Origin of the sequence: Arthrobacter sp. efr-133-R2A-120, from assembly GCF_030209835.1 — a bacterium.
In the GTDB taxonomy this organism is placed as follows: Bacteria; Actinomycetota; Actinomycetes; order Actinomycetales; family Micrococcaceae; genus Arthrobacter.
On sequence record NZ_JARVRF010000021.1, the window covers coordinates 64,114 to 81,912 of the forward strand.

Here is a 17,799-nt window from a genome sequence, read left to right on the forward strand (position 1 = left end):
GCTGGCATCCATGGTGTTGGCTATGCGGAACTCCGGCGATTCCTGCCGGATGGACCTGCGCGCCTCCGCACTTCAGGCCTTCCACATCATGGAACTGTTATTTCAGCATACGTAATAGTGAATCCAATGACTGCCGTGGTGTCAAGAGAATACCGCACCCCGGTCCTCCCCACCCGCCCTGCCCCCTGCGACGCTCGCTCACGTTTGGTGGCTTCTACCGAAACGCTCGCTCACGTTTGGTGGCTTCTACCGAAACCCTCGCTCACGTTTGCCGTCTGGTGGAGAATGTCAGCAAACGAGCCAAAGGAGTTCCGCCATGCCAGAGGTCCTGACTTCCCGGTATCTCTTCGGACCGGGTCCCAGTAATTGCTATCCGGAAGTGACCGCGGCGTTGGCGTATCCGGTGATCGGGCATCTGGATCCGGTGTTCATAGAGCGACTGGACCGGACGTGCGCCGGGCTTCGGGCGGTGTGGGGGACCCGGAACGCCCGCACCCTGCCATTGAGTGCTACTGGTTCCGGCGGCATGGAGGCTGCCTTTGTTAATACAGTGTCCGACGGCGACGTGGCAGTAATTGCGGTCAACGGGCTTTTCGGGGAGCGAATGTGTGAGGTTGCCCGGCGCTGCGGGGCCACGGTAGTTCGCGTCGACCATGAATGGGGCCAGCCCGTGGATGCGGAGCGGGTTCTCGCCGCGCACCCCCATCCCAAGGTGATTGCCGCCGTCCATGCCGAAACCTCCACAGGTGTCCTGTCCGACGTCGCGCCGCTTGGCGCCGGCAAGGGCGACGCGCTATTGATCGTGGACGCTGTGACGTCGATCGGCGGGCTGGAACTTCTGGCTGACGACTGGGGGATCGACGTCGGGTATGCCGGGACGCAGAAGTGTTTGGGAGCGCCCCCTGGCTTGTCCCCGTTCACGGTGTCCGAGCGCGCTTTCGAGCGGCGCATCAAGGAGCCGCGTTCGTGGTACCTGGATATCGGCCTTCTGGGTGGGTATGTTGGCGCGGCGAGTGGCAGCCGGACGTATCACCATACGGCGCCAGTGACCATGATCGCGGGGCTAGAGGCGGGACTTGACCGCATCTTGGCCGAGGGGCTCGCGGCTGTTCAAGCGCGGCACCGCGCGGCCGGGGCCGAGTTGCGCGACGGCCTCGAAGCGATGGGTCTCGAGCTGTTTGCCGCGGAGGGTTCGAGATTGCCGAGCCTCACCACGGTCAAAGTGCCCGACGGCGTGGACTCAGCTGCCGTCCGCGCTTACCTTCTGGAGAACTTCAGTATGGAAATCGGCTCCGGGGCGGGAGCGTTTACCTCGACGGTTTGGCGGATCGGCATGATGGGTCCGAATGCCAACAGGGCATCGGTCAAGCTCGTCCTTGGCGCGCTGGAAGAAGCGATCGCGAAAGCCTATGTGAGCGAGCGTCGGCCCGGGAGACGCTATAGGTGAGCGAGGGTCACACCAAACGGTCTTGTTTGTGAGCGAGCGTCGGGAGAGGCTAGTGGCCGTTGGATTGGGCCTTGGTTGCGAGCATCTTGTCGAGGGGCTTGGCGTATCGTTCCTGGACGATTTTCAGGTGCAGCCAGCATTCCACGCTTGCCACCGAGTCCATCGCACGCACTTTGTCCAGGATGTCGTACATTTCGTCCAGCGAGCTGACGCCCACGGTGGCCACGAGGTCGTGCCTGCCGAGACAGCTGGCGATGAACTCCACTCCTGGCGTCGCCGAGAAGAAGTCGACTGCCTCCTCGGTTCCGGCTGCTGTCGAGATTCCGAAGCCAAAGGCCATGGACCGTGAAGAACCGGAGCGGCTCCGGATAGGCCCGATCTGCATGACTCGGGCTTCCAGCAGGCGAAGGACCCGGATCCTGGCAGCGCTCGCCGAAAGGCCGATCCGTTCGCCGAGGGCCTCGAAACCGAGTCGGCCGTCCACCTGAAGTTCGCTCATGAGCAGCAGATCCGCCTGGTCAAGCTCGAGCCGGGGGTCCGGCGGCTCCTTGCCGAGGAAGAGGCTGCGGACCACCTCTTTGTACATGAGGACGTCGACGGCAGCCACGCCTTCGCACAGGCGGATGGCCTCGACGTCTTCGTAGAGCCTTTCCACCGTGGGCAGGCGGAGTTCGGCGATGATGCCGTATTTGCCCGTGGTCAGCGAGGCGAACACGGCGCCGTCCAGCTGGCTCAGCTTCTCCAGCGCAGCGCGTGCGGAACCGTTGAGCTGGATGGAGATGTGCGCGACGGCGGTCAGGCCCAGGAGGCGCGGATGGACTGCCGCGACAATCCGTAGTTCTCCCGAGGACGTGAGCTCATTGACCTTGGCCGTCACAGCAGAGCGCGTTACGCCCAGTTGCTTGGATAGCTCGCTGAACGAGGCGCGGCCATCGGCCTGCAGCAGGCGGATCAGCCTGTCGTCCAGATCATGCATGGTCTTCACAATAACCGCCTTGTCTCTGGGCCGCGGCAGTGCGTGCTTAGCGAAGGTGCGGCGCCCCGGCGAGCCGAGCGCCGCCGTCGTACTCAATACTTTCACGAGTCAAGCGATAGGCAAGTGATTTGGATGAGAAAATCACAAAGTGAGTACAAAAACTGTGTCACATCAGTATTAAACAACTGATTCGCTTGAATTGATCGATTTTTTCGCTAGCATCGTGATCAGCGCCACATCGGCGTACTCCGACTCGCGTTCCCACGCGACCCCAACAGTTCAATTGGAGATCTGCACATGCTCAAGTTCACGAAGCCCGCCTTGGCGGCCGCTGCGTTGGCCCTGCTGTTGAGCGGCTGCTCCGCCGCAGCTTCCCCCAGTTCCACGGGGCAAGCATCCGCCACCGCGCCGAAGGGACTCACCACGAGCGGCAAGCTCACCCTGTGTATCGACCCCGAATATGCGCCACTGGAGTACTACGCCAACGGTTCCAGCGGCGACATCGTAGGGTTCGACGCCGATGCCGCCCGCGCGCTCGCCAAGCACTGGGGCGTCGATGCCAAGTTCGAGGTGACCACATTCGACGGACTCATGCCGGGGCTCCAGACCCGCCGCTGCGATGCCATTTTCGGTGGCCTGTACATGAGCAAGGCCCGCCTGGATGTCGCCGACGCTTCAGCCGTGATGAACGCCGGTCCCGCGATCCTCTCGGCCCCGGGCAGCGCCGGGAATTACAAGACAGCACTGGACTTGTGCGGTCACTCGGTGGCAGCGCAGAATGCTTCGTCCAACGCCGCCCGCATCAGTGCGCTCAAGGATGAGTGCAAGAAAGCCGGCAAGGACGAGCCCAAGCTCACCGAATACCCCAAGACCGCTGAAACAGTCCTGGCGGTCCTCAACGGCAAGTCCGAGGCCCTGATCGAGACCAATGTGGCGGCCGCCTACATGGCCAGCCAGAACGAAGGCAAGCTCGCGGTGGCCCCCGGAGTCTTTCCGGCCGACACCACCTTCGGCGTGTTCACCCGCAAGAACGATCCGTTGTCTCCAGCCATCGCGCAGGCGCTGAAGGAACTCCACCAGGACGGCACCCTCGGCAAGATCGCGAAGGACAACAAGCTCGACCCCACGATCGTCGACGTCCCCTAGCCATCCTCCCCGCGGAGCCCGCAACAGCCCTGCGGCCTCCGCCCCACACGAAAGGAGTTGGTGATGGAATTCGACGTCAACATCTTCGTCCAACAACTCGTGAATCCGAGCTACCTGTCCGGGGCTTTCCTGTCCGTCGCCGTCGCGGTGCTTTCACTTATCCTGGCTACGGCCATCGGCTTCGCCGTCGCCCTGGGACGCACCTCCCGCATCCGGATCGCGCAGGGCGTCGCAGGAATCTACACCTGGTTCTTCCGTGCCATCCCGGCGCTGCTGGTGCTGCTCATCATCTGGAACGCCTTGCCGCAGCTCTTCCCCGTCCTGCGCCAGGATTGGTTCTCCCCGTTCATTGCCGCGTTCATCGGCCTGGGCATCGTGGAAGCGGCCTTCATGGCGGAAATCATCCGTTCGGCGTTGCTCAGTATCGACGAAGGGCAGGCCCTCGCCGGCAGGGCGCTTGGGATGTCGCCGGTCAAGGTCATGCTCAAAGTTGTCCTCCCGCAGGCCATCCGCACGGCCCTGCCTCCCACGGGCAATGAGTTCATCGGCCTCGTGAAGTTCTCCTCGTTGGCCTCCGTGATTTCCCTGCAGGAACTCCTCACCACGGCCCAGGTGGGAGTGAACATCACGTTCCGCTACGCCGAGTACTACGCCGCGGCAATCGTCTACTACCTCATCATCGTGAGCCTTTTGACGCTTCTCCAAAGCTATGTGGAAAAGAAATTCGTCTGGACGTCACGGTCCAAATCCAAGAAGCCTTCCATCCTGGAACCAGTCGGCCAAGGAGTGCAGTCATGACCCACAGCGGCCCGGAACCCATGCCGGAAACCTGGTCCACCAACGACCCCGTACTGAGCGTGCGGAACCTCCACAAGAGCTACCAGGACCAGAACGTCCTGCGCGGCGTCGAGTTCGATATCCGCCAGGGACAAGTCAAGGCAGTGCTGGGTCCCTCCGGTTCCGGCAAGTCCACGATGTTGCGCCTGATGGCGCTCCTCGAGCCAGCCGACGACGGCGAGATCCGGCTCCGCGGGCGGCGCATCGGTGTCCGTGAGAAAGCAAGCGGAGCCGTGGCCCTCCCCGAACGCGAACTCGCCAAGGAACGCCGCGACATTGGCATGGTCTTCCAGAAGTTCAACCTGTTCCCGCATCTGACGGCTTGCCGCAACGTGATGCTCGGGCTGACCTCCGTCAAGGGCATCCATCACAAGGAAGCCGAGGAACAGGCCATGGCCATGCTCCAGCGCGTGGGTCTTTCGCATCGCGCCGGGCATTTCCCTTCGGAGCTCTCCGGCGGCCAGCAGCAACGCGTGGCCATCGCCCGCGCCCTGGTGATGAACCCGGACGTGCTCCTCTTCGACGAACCGACCTCCGCCCTGGACCCCGAGTTGGTGGGCGAAGTCCTGGAGGTCATGGAGAGCCTGGCCAACGACGGCATGACCATGATCGTGGTCACCCACGAAGTCCGTTTCGCGCGCCGCGTGGCCGATGAAGTGACCCTGTTCGACAGCGGCGTGATCGTGGAACAGGCCACTCCAGACGAGTTCTTCGACAACCCCCAGCACCAACGCACCAGGAAGTTCTTGAGCCATGTCCACTAAGCATCGCCCCCTCGCCGTCTACACGGACATGGAAGACCTCGATTACTCCGCCGGCGCCGCGCTCCTGGAAGAAAACGGTTACGACGTCCGGTACCTCGGCACCCAGGATCCCGCGGTCATCGCGGAGCAGGCGAAGGACGCGGAAGCCCTCCTGGTGGGCTACGCGACGGTCACCGCGGAGGTCATGGACGCCATTCCGGGCTTGAAGATCATCGCCTTGGTCTCAATGGGCTCAGACAACGTTGACCTGGATGCCGCCAAAGAGCGGGGCATTTGGGTCAGCAACCTTCCCGGTGTGGCCACCGAGGAAGTCGCTTCGCACGCGCTGGCGCTTGCCCTCGCCGTCACGCGAGAAATCCCGTTCTTCCAGGAACGCGTGGCCGAGGGGGACTGGAACGCCCGCCCGGACAGCACAGTGTTCCGGCTCAGCCAGGAGCGGCTTGGGCTGATCGGACTCGGGCGGATAGGCAGCCGCCTCGGAGAGCTCGCCTCCGGAGTCTTCGGCGAGGTGGTCGGCTACGATCCCTACCTCCCGGACACTCCGGCTACCAGGGAGATGCTCGCGAAGGCAGGCATCCGCCGGACTGGCTTGGAAGAAGTCCTGGCGGAATCCGCCGTCGTGTCCTTGCACATGCCGCTTACGGAGGAAACCCGGCACATCATCAACGCCGGAAGCCTCGCCGCGATGCGGCCGGGCAGTTACTTGGTGAACGTGAGCCGCGGGCAGCTGATCGACGACGAAGCCCTGCGTGCCGTCGTCGACTCCGGCCACATCCGTGGAGCGGCGCTGGACGTGCTCGACGTCGAACCGGCACCTGCCGACCACCCGCTCATGGGCCACCCGCGGATCCTCGTGACGCCCCATGTCGGCTTCCTCTCGGAGTACACGCTGGCCGAATACGTCAGGATCCAGGCGCACAACGTCATTTCCCAAGCCCGCAGAGGAGTCCCGGACACCCCCTTGTTCGAGCTGGCACCCGCCCGCTGAGTTCCGGCCGTACCGCAAACTTCAACACGCAAAGGTCATTCCCATGTCATTCCTGGCATCCCATGAAACTTCCCCCGTAGCCCCCGCCGCAACGTTGTTCTTCGGCGGTCGCGTCCGGACCGTTGACTCCCTGAACTCCATCGCGGAGGCGATGCTGGTCATCGGCAACCGTGTTGCCGCCGTCGGAACGCCACAGGAGTGCCGCGACGCGGCGCTCAAGCTCACGACGGCGGTGCCCGACGTCGTCGACCTCCGTGGCCGTACGTTGGTGCCCGGCTTCATCGATCCGCACGCGCATCCCCTGATGTACGGACAACTGCTGTCCTGGGTGGATTGCGGTCCCGAGGCGGCGCCGGACATCCCCACCATGCTTAAACTGCTGGCGAAGGCGGCGGACGACAATCCGGGGGACACCCCGATCAGGGGCTATGGCTACGAGCACCGCAACCTTGCCGAGCAGCGCCACCCCACACGGCAGGAATTCGACACCGTTTCCACCACGCGCGAGGTGTACGTCATGAACGCGAGCGGCCACGGCGGAGTGGTGAACTCGTACGTGCTCGCGAAGGCGGGAGTGGACCGCGACACGCCCAACCCGCCGGGCGGAACTTTCTTCCGGGACCCCGACGGCGAGCTGACGGGCGAACTCTCCGATGCCGCCTGCGACATCCTCACAGGGGTGGAAGGCGTCAAGCTGGGGCACCACGGACCGAACTTCCACCTCGGGGACAGCAAAGAACATCACCGCGCCCAGCTGCTGCACGCCCAACGCGAGTTCCTCAGCCACGGCGTGACCACCATCGGCGACGCGCAGGTGACCAAGCGCGAATTTGGCGCCTACCTGGATCTCGTGGAGCGCGGCGAACTCGTGACGCGCATCAACGCGTATTTCCTGTCGAGCCTCCTCGACGAGGTCCTGGAACTGGGTCTCGTGGACAAGTTCGGGGATTCCCTCCTTTCCTTCGCCGGGATCAAGCTCTACGCCGATGGCACCCTGGGCGGCTGGACTGCGTACTTCCCGGAGGGCTACCGCGACGATCCTTGCCGCACCGGTTCGCTCTACCACGAGCCGGCAGAGTACCGCGCCCTCGTCGCCAAGGCGCACAGTGCCGGTCTGCAGACGGCGACCCACGCCCAATCGCCCACAGCCATTCAGTTGGTGCTCGACGCCGTCAGCGAGGCTCTTTCGGTGTTGCCGCGGGACGACCACCGGCACAGGATCGAGCACTGCGGACTGCCCACCTTGGAGCAGATCGGCCAAATGGCGGAGCTCGGGATCATGCCCGTCAACCAGCCGCAGCACTACTACAACTGGGGTCCCGGCGTCACGGATGCCATCGGATCCCCGGGCGAGCGCTTCAACCCCCTCGGCGAATTCGTGGCCGCAGCGGTCCCCGTGACGATGAGCTCTGACGCTCCCGTGGCCGATCCCCGTCCGCTCGAAGCCATCCAGACGTCCGTGACCCGCAAGACCCGCTCCGGCGTCCAGTTGGGCTCGGATGATCTTAAGATCGACGTCGTCGAGGCCCTCCGCGCCCACACCATCAACGGTGCACGGGCCATGGGTCGCGAGAAGGACCTCGGTTCCCTCGAGCCGGACAAGCTGGCCGACTTCGTGATCCTGGCGGCGGACCCGCTTGAGGCCTCCGAAGGTGACATCAGCGGCATCGAGGTTGTGGAGACCTGGGTCAATGGCGTACGGGTGTACGCGGGCTAAGTAGACACAGATAAACCCCGACGTCGGCACTCACGGTGAGTGCCGACGTCGGGGTTTCGTGTTGCTTGACGGGCCCAACTGACTCGCACTTAATGTCGTTTTCAGGGCTGAAAACGACACTTACTGCGAGTCAGTTGGGTGCCTCACAATGGGTGGGCAGGGCTTAGACCCGGCGGATAGCCTCAGCCAGGCGCTTGACACCCTCGGTGAGCTGATCTTCCGGGGCGTAGGAGAAGGCGATGCGGAGCTGGTTGCTGCCACCGCCGTCGGCATAGAAGGCGCTACCGGGCACGAACACGACTCCCGCCTCGATGGCCGCGGCGAGCACTTGATCGGTGTCGATGCCCTCGGGCAGGGTTACCCAGGTGAAGAATCCGCCGCTCGGGCTGGTCCACTGGGTACCCTCGGGCATGTAGGCGGCCAAGGCGTCCAGGGTGGCTTTGCAGCGGGAGGCGTAGACGGCACTGTAAGCGGCTATCTGGTCCCGCCAGTCGAAGCTGCTGATGTACTGCTCCACTACCAGTTGGCTCAGGACCGAGGGGCAGATGGTGGTGGCTTCGGAGGCGATCTGGAGGCGGCCGCGCACCTCTCGGGGTGCCACCACCCAGCCGACGCGCAGGCCGGGGGCGAAGATCTTGGAGAACGAGCCGAGGTAGAACACGTTGTCCGGGTCGAGGGAGTGCATGGCGGGTTTGAGCGTGCCGTCGAAGCTCAGCAGTCCGTAGGGGTTGTCCTCGACGATCAGCACGCCTTCGGCCCGGCAAATGTCCACCACGCGCTGCCGCCGCCCGAGGGAAAGGCTGATGCCGCTCGGGTTGTTGAAATTGGGGACCGTGTAGAAGAACTTGATGGCTTTGCCGGCGGCTTTGAGCCCGGAAATGACGTCCTGGAGGCGGTCGGGATCGACGCCGTCGTTGTCCATCGCCACGTGGGCCACTTCGGCCTGGAAGCCTTCGAACACGCCGAGCGCGCCCACATATGTCGGTCCTTCCGCGATCACCACGTCCCCGGGATCGCAGAAGAGCTTGGTCACGAGTTCCAGTGCCATTTGCGAGCCCGCGGTGACCTGCACGTTTTCCGGCGACGTGTTGATGCCTTCGAGTTCCATGACTTGGCAGATCAGGGCCTGCAGTTCCTCTGTTCCCGCACCCGAGCCGTACTGGAGGGCCTCCAGTCCGCGGCGAGCGACGACGTCGGACGCCATGGCGGCGATGCGCTCCATCGGCAGGACGGGCAGGTAGGGGTTGCCGCCCGCGAGGGAGATCATGCCCGGCTGCATGGAAACATCGAAGACTGCGCGGACGGGGGAGGGTTGGAAGCCGGCCGCACGCTTGGCCATCCGGCCGGTATGGGACAGCTCTGTGGTGAGGGTCATGGTGGTCCTTCGGTGTTGGTGGGTGGCCGCTTCGATGCGGCCCCGGACTGCGTGGTGGTTACTGTGCGCTGAGGAACTGGTGCAGGATACGGGTGCCTGCGTGGATGGCCGTGACGGGGACGCGTTCGTCGATGCCGTGGAACATGCCCGCGAAATCAAAGCCTTCGGGAAGCCGTAATGGCGAGAAACCGTAGCAATTGATGCCCAGCTGGGAGAAAGCTTTGGCGTCGGTGGCTCCGGACATGACGAACGGGAGGGCCTTCCCGGCGGGGTCGACGGCGGTGATGGCCGCTCGCATCGCGTCCAGAAGGGCGCCGTGGGCGGGTGATTCCAGCGAACGCCCCTCTTCCCAGCTGACCTCGATGCCGGGCCCCAACAGCTCCATGAATTGCGCTTTGAACTCGTCATCGGTGCCCGGGGCGATCCGGCAATCAACCGTGGCGGTGGCAGTCCCGGGAACCACGTTGGTCTTGTAGCCGGCATGGAACTGGGTCGGGACGGCGCTGGTACGCAAGCCCGGGAGGAGCATGGCGGCGAGCAAACCGAGAGAGGCGAGTTCGTCGTCGAGCCTTTCGCCATCCAAAGGCCGGCCGAGGGCCTCGCCCAACTGCTCCACCAAGGCGGAGAGCGAGGCGCTCCGGACCACCGGCCATTTGTGTTCCGAGATTCGTGACAGGGCAGAAGAAAGGCGCGCGACGGCGTTGCTTTCGTTGGGCACGATGGAACCGTGGCCTGTGCTTCCGTGCGCGGTCAGCGTCGCCCAAGCGAACCCCTTTTCCGCGACTCCGAGCAGGTAGAGCCTCAGGTCGTCGCGAAGCTGAAGGGAGAAGCCGCCGATTTCGCCGATAGCCTCGGTGACGCCGTGGAACAGTTCAGGGTGCTCATCCACCAGGAACTGGGCACCGAACTCGCCGGCTATTTCCTCATCGGCCACGAACGCAAAGACGATGTCCCGCTGGGGCACGAAGTTTTCGCGGCGCAATTGGCGGACGGCGGCCACGGTCATGGCAACCATGTCCTTCATGTCCACGGCACCGCGACCCCACACGAAATCGTCCTTGACCTCGCCGGAGAACGGGTCCACGGTCCAGTCCGCAATGTTGGCGGGGACGACGTCGGTATGGCCGTGCACCAGAAGGGCCGGCGCCTCCGGGTCGCTGCCCTTCATCCTTACTACGAGGTTGCCCCGGCCAGGAGCTTTTTCGAGGACCTGGCCTTCGAGGCCGAATTCCGCGAGCAACGACTGGACGTATTCGGCGCAGCGCGATTCGCCGTCGCCGATGGTGGCGGGATCGCCGGTGTTGGTGGAATCGATGCGGATCAAGGTGCTGCAAAACTCCACGGCCTCGGCGGCCATGGCGTCGTGATGTTCCCCCACAGATGGTCCTTTCCAGCGCGCGGGTTGGCGCGCGTTGCGGTGCGCAACTCGCGCACCTTCTCCCGGCGCGAGTTGGCGCGCGTCTTAGTGCGCGTCCACGAGTTTGGAGCGCTTCTTATGGATGAATTCGTCGGCGTCGATGCCGAACTCCCGGGCGGCAAAGCGGTGCAGGGTCTCGATCATCTCCGCAGGTGAGAAGCTGTGGACCCCGTTCAAGGACTGGATCGCGAGGCCATCGATCGTGGCCAGAAGCAAGGTAGCCACTTCGTCGATATCGAGGGCCGGTTGGAGCAGTTTCTCGTCCACCGCCTCCTCGAGCGCCCGGACGAACAAGCCCCGCCATGAAGTCCAGACTGCTGCGACGCTTTCCCTGATCTCTGAGTTCTTGTGGGCAGCGGCGTATATCTGCAGCCAGAAGCCCCAGGCTTCTTCGAACGGGGTGTCGCTCTGGATGGAGAACGTCAAGAGGTCGTGCAGGCGTTCCACGGCGTTTCTGCCGTGATCGTAGATGCGCTGCCATTCGGCGAGGGATTCGTCGATCCGGTACTCAACCGCGGCGCCAATGAGCCGTTCCCGGTGCCGGAAATAGTGCTGGATCATGCCGATGCTGAAACCCGAAGCTTCCGACAGTTCGGCGAAGGAGCAGCCCTCCACACCCTCGCGGGAGATTACCTGCGAGGCGTGCTGCAGAATGCTCTGCCGGCGTTCTGCCATGGCCTCCGCCGTGACGCTTCGCGTGCGGCGGCCCGGGTTTGTCTCGCTCATGCCGTTGCTCCTTCGTTTGTCTGGTCGCGCTGGTCCAGTTGGGGCGCCTTGTGGGTGCCCGTAGTCATCTCTCCACGATGTTGCCATGGTCCCTTGACACGCGTTGTTACTCATCTCACAATAAGTTGAACATATTGTTATTTCAACCCGACTCGAACCGGAGATTCACAAATGATGCGCAAAGGCGTGAAAAGCTCGCTCGTTGCAGCGGCAGCCATCAGTTTCCTGGCGTTGACAACGGCTTGCTCCAACACCGAAGGTGCGGCCGCTACTGTATCCGGCAACGCATCGGCGAGCGGCCAAAGCAGCCAGAGCGGCCAGGAACTCGCGCAGGCCGTGCAAACAGATTCCAAGGTTCAGGCGCTCCTTCCGGCCGCGATCAAGAGCAAGGGCTCGTTGACCCTCGTCACGGACCCCACCTACGCCCCGATCGACTTCACCGACGACAATGGCAAGATCGTCGGACTGGAGCCGGACATGGCCTTGGCCGTCGCGAAGAAGATGGGCGTCTCGATCAACATCGAAAAGGCCGACTTCAACGGCATCCTCGCCGGTATCGAAGCCCGGCGCTACGACGCCTCCTGGGCAGCGTTTTCCATCACGGAGGAGCGCAAGGACAAGGTCAACATGGTCAGCTACATGCGCGGAGGAACGTCCGTCATGGTCAAAAAGGGCAATCCGCTGGGCATCAAGTCCGAGCTGGACCTCTGCGGCAAGACCGTCGCTGCCCAGACCGGGACAACCCAGGCCCTGAACGTGCTCCCCTCCTTTGATAAGAAGTGTGCCGACGCCGGCAAGGACAAGCCTGTTTCCCTCCTGTTGCCCCAGCAAGACAACGTCAACCAAGCCGTGGCATCGGGCCGCGCCCAGGCACTCGTGGCCGACAATGCGCTGACCGGGTACTACGCCCAGCTGCAGCCGGACGCCTTCACCTCCGTGGACTCCATCCTCGTGGAACCGTCCCTGTCCGGCGTCGTGAGCCCCAAGGACGACGGCGGCCTGTCCAAGGCATTCCAGGCCGCGGTCCAGTCGCTCATGGACGACGGCACTTACGCCAAGATCATGGATGCCTGGAACCTCAAGTCCGGCATCATCACCAAGTCCGAGGTCAACCCGACGGTGGGGTCATGACCGTGTCTGAGCTGCCGAGCACCGCCGAAGCACGGCATGACTTCGCGGAGCTGGCGTCGCGGCCTGTCCTCAAGCGCAAACGGCCCGGGCAACTGATCGCCATGGTGGTGGTTGGACTGTTCGCACTCATGGGCGCGTACGTCATTGTGACCAACCCCGGCTTCGGCTGGCCCACCGTGGCCAAGTACCTGTTCGATGTCCGCATCCTCGACGGCCTCCTGACCACGATCGAACTCACGGTCATTGCCATGGTCCTGGGACTCGTGATCGGCCTGGTGATCGCGGTCATGCGGATGTCCGACAACGTGCTCCTCCGCGGCGTGGCCGGCGCCTACATCTGGTTCTTCCGCGGCACTCCGCTCCTGGTGCAGATGCTCTTTTGGGGCTTCGCCGCGGTGCTTTTTCCGACCATCGGCATCGGGATCCCGGGCGGTCCCATGCTGGTGGAATGGAACACCAACGATGTCCTGCCGCTGTTCGTGGCCGGCATCCTGGGCTTGGGCTTGAACGAAGGCGCCTACATGGCCGAAATCGTTCGTGCAGGACTGATGGGTGTTCCCGCGGGACAATCCGAGGCCTCCCACGCCATGGGCTTCAGCCGGATGGAAACCCTGCGCCACGTGGTCATCCCGCAGGCCATGAAGATCATCCTTCCGCCGGTAGGCAACGAGACGATCTCCATGCTCAAGACCACGTCGCTGGTGATCGTGATCGGCGTCGGGGATTTGCTCTACAACACCCAACAGATCTACGCCCGCAACCTCCAGCAGATCCCCCTCCTGATCGTTGCGAGCCTCTGGTACATCCTGCTCACCACCATCCTCTCGCTCGTCCAGGCCCGCATTGAGAAGCGGTACTCCCGCGGCAACACCATCCAGGCACGAAAGGCGTAGCTGCAATGTCTGAAGTCCAGTTCCTCAACGTGCACAAGGATTTCTCCGGCATGGAGGTCCTCAAAGGCATCAACTTCACGGTCGAATCGGGACAAGTGGCGTGCCTGATCGGCCCCTCCGGATCGGGCAAGTCCACGCTGCTCCGCTGCGTCAACCACCTCGAAACCACGAGCTCCGGAACCATCCTGGTAGGTGGGCGCATGATCGGCTACGAAGTCCACGGCGACAGGCTCATCGAAGCCCACCAGAAGGACATCAACAAGCGACGTTCCCGCATTGGCATGGTGTTCCAGTCATTCAACCTCTTCGGCCACATGACAGCCCTCGAAAACGTGATGATGGGTCCCGTCAAACTCCTCAAGGTACCCAAGGCCCAAGCCGAGGCCGAAGCACGTGAGCTCCTGGCGAAGGTGGGCCTTGCCGACCGCACGGGCCACTATCCGGCCCAGCTCTCCGGCGGCCAGCAACAGCGAGTCGCGATTGCCCGGGCGCTGTCCATGAAGCCCGACCTGATGCTCTTCGACGAGCCCACCTCCGCGCTCGACCCCGAACTCGTCGGCGAAGTCCTGGACGTCATGAAAGCCCTGGCGCGCGACGGCATGACCATGATCGTGGTGACCCATGAGATGGGCTTCGCCCGCGAAGTGGCCGACGTCGTGGCATTCATGGACAGCGGCGTCATTGTCGAAGCCGGCGATCCCAACGAGATCATCTCCCGACCCCAACACGAGCGAACAAAGGCGTTCCTCTCCAAAGTTCTCTAGGCCACGATTTAAGGACTCCAACCTTGACCAGTTCCATCCCCACCAACAACGTCGGCCTCGCCGTCATGACCACGCTGCGGAACTACGGGATCGACGCGATCTTCGGGATCCCCGGCACCCACAACCTCGAGTTCTATCGGCACCTTGAGCCGCTCGGCATCCGCCCCGTCACCACCCGCCACGAGCAAGGAGCCGGGTACGGCTCCGACGGATGGAGCCAGCTCAAGGGGCTTCCCGGCGTCGTGATCACCACGTCCGGGCCCGGACTGCTGAACGCGATGTCCGCTGCGGCCACCTCGTATTGCGAGTCCCGGCCCATGATCATTCTGTCCCCGGGCGCGCCGCGCGGCAGCGAGTTTTCGGACATCGGTCTGCTGCACGAAACCAAGGACCCCACCGGCGCCGTCCGCGCCCTGATCGGGCGCAGCACGCGTGTGTCCAGCGGCAGCGAAGCCGTGGAGCTGATCCACGAAGCCTTTGCCTTCTTCGCACACGGGCGGCCGCGTCCCGTCCACATCGAGATCCCGCTGGACGTCCTGGAGGGGGCGTCCGACGTCGACACCGCCGTGCTTGAGGCCCGCCCCTTGGGTGCGCCGAAAACAGCAGCCGACGACGCCGTCGCCACCGCCGCGGACATCCTCCGGCGCGCTTCCAGCCCGGTGATCCTCGCCGGGGGCGGCTCGCTGGGAACCGGCGGCGCGCTGCTCGAACTTGCAGAACTCCTGCAAGCCCCTGTGGTGACCACGATCAATGGCAAGGGCGCTATTCCCGAAGCCCACCCTTTGTCCCTCGGTTCGGAAATCCGGCTGGCAGCGGCGCAAGACCTGTGCAACGCTTCCGACGCGCTGCTGGTGATCGGCTCCAAGGTGGGCGAATCGGAGCTGTGGGGCGGCAAGATCGTGCCGCAGGGTTCGTGCATCCGGATCGACATCGACCCCGCCCAACTGCAGTGCAACGTTGCGCCGGATGTTGAGCTCCTTGGCAACGCGTCCGCCGTCGTACCCCAACTGCTCGAAGCGCTCGCCGGACATGAGCCCGCCTCCGCCCCGGAACTCGACCCTTTGCGCGCCGAACTGCGGACGGAAGCCCGTTCCATGGCGCCCGCGCTGGCACGGATCAACGAGATCCTCGCGGCCACGCTGCCGGCCGACACCGTTATTGCGGGCGATTCCTCGCAGGTCACCTATTTCGGAACCACGTCCTTCTTCCCCGTTCAGAAGCCGCATCAGCTCTTGTACACGCCTGCGTACGCCACGTTGGGATATGGACTGCCGGCCGCGATTGGCGCGAAGGTGGCCGATCCGGATCGTCCGGTGGTGGGGTTGATCGGCGACGGCGCGCTCATGTTCGCCGTACAGGAGTTCATCACCGCTGTGGAACAGGGCGTGGACCTGCCCATCATTTGCGTCAATAACGGCGGCTACGGCGAAATCCGGCAGAACATGGAGGATCGGGACCTCGCTCCGGTCGGCGTGAACCTGGCGCAGCCGGACTGGGTGCGGCTGGCTGAAGGCTTCGGACTGACGGCGTTCAACGTGGAATCCCTCGACGAGCTCGCTGGGATTGTGACCCAGGCGCTCGCCGTCAAGGGGCCCAGCCTCATCCACGTGAGCATCGATTAGCCCCCACAACGCCCCCACCCCCCTTGCGACGCTCGCTCACTTACGACGCCCTTTGGGCGGATGCTCGCTCACTTTCCTTAAGTAAGTGAGCGAGCGACCGGTGGGAAGCCCCTATATGTGAGCGAGGGTCTCCCGGGGGCGAGCGCGTGGGGCGGAACGGTTTTGGATCTGCATGACTTTAGGAAGGAACACGATGAGCGAGATGGTCAAGAATGCTGAGTTGAAGGGCACTGCATGGGAGTGGGTGGAACAGCAGAAAGAGCAGCTTTCCGCCTGGCACACGAATATTTGGGAACTGGCCGAACCAGCCTGGCGCGAGTACGAGTCCTGCGCCTGGTACGTCAGGACGCTGCGAGAACATGGCTTTACCGTGGAGGAAGGCAGCGGGGGCATGCCCACCGCATTCGCCGCCGAGTGGACAAGCCCCGCCGGTCCCGGCGCTCGGATCCTTGGCTATGCCGAATACGATGCCATCCCGGGCAATTGCCAGGCAGCGTCCACTAAGAGGGAACCACGAACCGGCATGTCGCGCTTCGCCCCGGGCCATACGGATCCGCATTCCGCCTTGGGCATCTCGACGCTCGCGGGCTTCCTCGCGGCGAAAGATGCAATGGAGCGGCATAACATTCCGGGCACCCTGGTCTACACGGGCGAGCCGGCCGAAAAGGTCCAGGGATCCAAGGTTGTTCACGGCCTCCGCGGCTACTACGACAATCTGGACGCCATCATCTCGTACCACCCGTTCTACATGATGCCCCTGTGCAACACCGCGCGTTGGGACACTCACTGCGGCTCGTACTACAGCAAGATCTACACTTTCACGTGCGACAGCCCGGAGGGCTGGAACAACACCTACGGCGACAGTCCCATCCCGTCGTCGCACTCCGCCGCCCGGGCTCCCGGAGCGGACGCCGCGCTGTTCACGATGTTCTCGCTGACCAAGACGACGCAGGATTCGATGCTGCCGCAGGCGGGTGGCTGGTCGTTGTCGGAAGCGATCCTCACCGCCGGGCAGGCGACGGCGGACAACCAGCCTGCGGGACTCGCCCAGATCCAGTACTCCTGGCGCTGCCCGGGCCTCGCCGAGGCCGACTCCGTGCTCGCCGTGCTGGATCGCAACGCGGAACTCGCCGCGGCCGCATCGCATTGCAGCGTTAGTTCGCGCTGGGTGGCGCGCAACCGTCCGGGCATCGCGAACCACACCGTCGCGCAGGTGGCCTGGGAGAACATCGCCGCTGTTGGCGCGCCGGTTTTGGATGAGCGGGCCCGGAAGATCGGACGAGAGATCCAAGCCTCGTGTGGAGTGGAACCCATGGAAAATCCGTTCCATCCGGCAACGGCCGAGCTCATCACCCCGCAGGGCGCCGAAGCAGAGCTGCGCCGGCACATCCCGGCAACCCAGCAGAACTGGACCAGCGATGACTACGTTGAAATGACTTGGTACGCACCCACCATCCGCTTCTATACGGCGCGGCCCACCTTGGCGCCGGACGAGAAAGGTACTCCATACCCGGGCTGGGCCATGACCGCGATGGGCGGAATGCCGGAGACGATCGACCCCACCATCACGGCGACGGGCAAGATGATTGCCGGCATGGTGCTGGACCTGCTGACTTCTCCGGACGTGCTGGCGAAGGCAAAGGCAGAGTTCGACGCCGAGAAGCGCCGCCGCGGTGCCGTGGCGCCGCTGCTTCCTGCCGATTTCAGCGCGCCGACGGATTTCCGCTGGCCTGAATACATCGGGACAGGCAAGGCCCGCGAGTGGTGGATCCCCGTGTCCGAAGAGGCGTGGAATACTGCCGGCAGCAACTAACTCTGACGCTCGCTCACGTATGACGGCCAAATCCCAAACGCTCGCTCACATATGGCCGGAAAATAGCGGAATCCTCCAGCAGATGAGCTGCTGGAGGATTCACTATTTGACCACTTTTGTGAGCGGGCGTCGGGCCGGGAGCCGTTACTTGTGAGCGGGCGTCGGGCCGGGAGCCGTTACTTG

Annotated in this window: 15 protein-coding genes; 11 read left to right on the forward strand and 4 right to left on the reverse strand. The window is 63.9% G+C overall.

What is annotated here, in order from left to right; all coding sequences use genetic code 11:
* Positions 1-316 precede the first annotated feature (316 nt).
* Positions 317-1,447 (forward strand): pyridoxal-phosphate-dependent aminotransferase family protein, encoded by a 1,131-nt coding sequence (locus tag QRN52_RS12035; RefSeq protein WP_284752954.1) that lies wholly within the window; start codon positions 317-319, stop codon positions 1,445-1,447.
* Positions 1,448-1,496: 49 nt separating this feature from the next.
* Here the strand turns inward: QRN52_RS12035 and QRN52_RS12040 are convergent, their stop codons facing one another.
* Positions 1,497-2,423: an Lrp/AsnC family transcriptional regulator gene (locus QRN52_RS12040; protein WP_284753001.1), complete on the reverse strand. Its 927-nt coding sequence runs from the start codon at positions 2,421-2,423 to the stop codon at positions 1,497-1,499.
* A gap of 297 nt (positions 2,424-2,720) precedes the next feature.
* Here QRN52_RS12040 and QRN52_RS12045 point away from each other — a divergent pair, with 297 nt between their 5' ends.
* The 5 genes from QRN52_RS12045 to QRN52_RS12065 all read left to right on the forward strand — a co-directional run bounded on the left by QRN52_RS12045 (position 2,721) and on the right by QRN52_RS12065 (position 7,875).
* Positions 2,721-3,569: a transporter substrate-binding domain-containing protein gene (locus QRN52_RS12045; protein WP_284752955.1), complete on the forward strand. Its 849-nt coding sequence runs from the start codon at positions 2,721-2,723 to the stop codon at positions 3,567-3,569.
* A 63-nt stretch (positions 3,570-3,632) separates the two neighbouring features.
* Entirely contained in the window at positions 3,633-4,367 is a 735-nt protein-coding gene (locus QRN52_RS12050) for an amino acid ABC transporter permease (protein ID WP_284752956.1), read from the forward strand.
* Complete coding sequence (locus tag QRN52_RS12055; protein WP_284752957.1) at positions 4,364-5,170, forward strand: amino acid ABC transporter ATP-binding protein; 807 nt, start codon at positions 4,364-4,366, stop codon at positions 5,168-5,170. The genes QRN52_RS12050 and QRN52_RS12055 overlap by 4 nt, the downstream gene beginning before the upstream one ends.
* Entirely contained in the window at positions 5,160-6,158 is a 999-nt protein-coding gene (locus tag QRN52_RS12060) for a C-terminal binding protein (RefSeq protein WP_284752958.1), read from the forward strand. Before QRN52_RS12055 ends, QRN52_RS12060 begins: the two co-directional genes overlap by 11 nt.
* 43 nt (positions 6,159-6,201) lie before the next feature.
* Positions 6,202-7,875, forward strand: coding sequence for an amidohydrolase (locus QRN52_RS12065; protein ID WP_284752959.1), 1,674 nt, complete (start codon positions 6,202-6,204; stop codon positions 7,873-7,875).
* Positions 7,876-8,038: 163 nt separating this feature from the next.
* Here the strand turns inward: QRN52_RS12065 and QRN52_RS12070 are convergent, their stop codons facing one another.
* The 3 genes from QRN52_RS12070 to QRN52_RS12080 all read right to left on the reverse strand — a co-directional run bounded on the left by QRN52_RS12070 (position 8,039) and on the right by QRN52_RS12080 (position 11,393).
* Positions 8,039-9,250 carry an aminotransferase-like domain-containing protein gene (locus QRN52_RS12070; protein ID WP_284752960.1) on the reverse strand — a complete coding sequence of 404 codons (1,212 nt, stop codon included), beginning with the start codon at positions 9,248-9,250 and terminating at the stop codon, positions 8,039-8,041.
* Positions 9,251-9,308: 58 nt separating this feature from the next.
* Positions 9,309-10,628: a M20/M25/M40 family metallo-hydrolase gene (locus QRN52_RS12075; RefSeq protein ID WP_284752961.1), complete on the reverse strand. Its 1,320-nt coding sequence runs from the start codon at positions 10,626-10,628 to the stop codon at positions 9,309-9,311.
* Between the two features lie 84 nt (positions 10,629-10,712).
* Positions 10,713-11,393 (reverse strand): TetR/AcrR family transcriptional regulator, encoded by a 681-nt coding sequence (locus tag QRN52_RS12080; RefSeq protein WP_284752962.1) that lies wholly within the window; start codon positions 11,391-11,393, stop codon positions 10,713-10,715.
* A 186-nt stretch (positions 11,394-11,579) separates the two neighbouring features.
* On the opposite strand from QRN52_RS12080, the gene QRN52_RS12085 reads away from it, so the two are divergent.
* The 5 genes from QRN52_RS12085 (at position 11,580) to QRN52_RS12105 (ending at position 17,616) form a co-directional block, all read left to right on the forward strand.
* Entirely contained in the window at positions 11,580-12,524 is a 945-nt protein-coding gene (locus tag QRN52_RS12085) for an ABC transporter substrate-binding protein (protein ID WP_284752963.1), read from the forward strand.
* Entirely contained in the window at positions 12,521-13,417 is an 897-nt protein-coding gene (locus QRN52_RS12090) for an amino acid ABC transporter permease (protein WP_284752964.1), read from the forward strand. Before QRN52_RS12085 ends, QRN52_RS12090 begins: the two co-directional genes overlap by 4 nt.
* Before the next feature lie 5 nt (positions 13,418-13,422).
* On the forward strand, positions 13,423-14,181 hold the full coding sequence (locus QRN52_RS12095; protein WP_284752965.1) for an amino acid ABC transporter ATP-binding protein: 759 nt from the start codon (positions 13,423-13,425) through the stop codon (positions 14,179-14,181).
* Between the two features lie 23 nt (positions 14,182-14,204).
* Entirely contained in the window at positions 14,205-15,803 is a 1,599-nt protein-coding gene (locus QRN52_RS12100; RefSeq protein WP_284752966.1) for a thiamine pyrophosphate-binding protein, read from the forward strand.
* Between the two features lie 193 nt (positions 15,804-15,996).
* Complete coding sequence (locus QRN52_RS12105) at positions 15,997-17,616, forward strand: zinc-binding metallopeptidase family protein (RefSeq protein ID WP_284752967.1); 1,620 nt, start codon at positions 15,997-15,999, stop codon at positions 17,614-17,616.
* Positions 17,617-17,799: the final 183 nt, after the last annotated feature.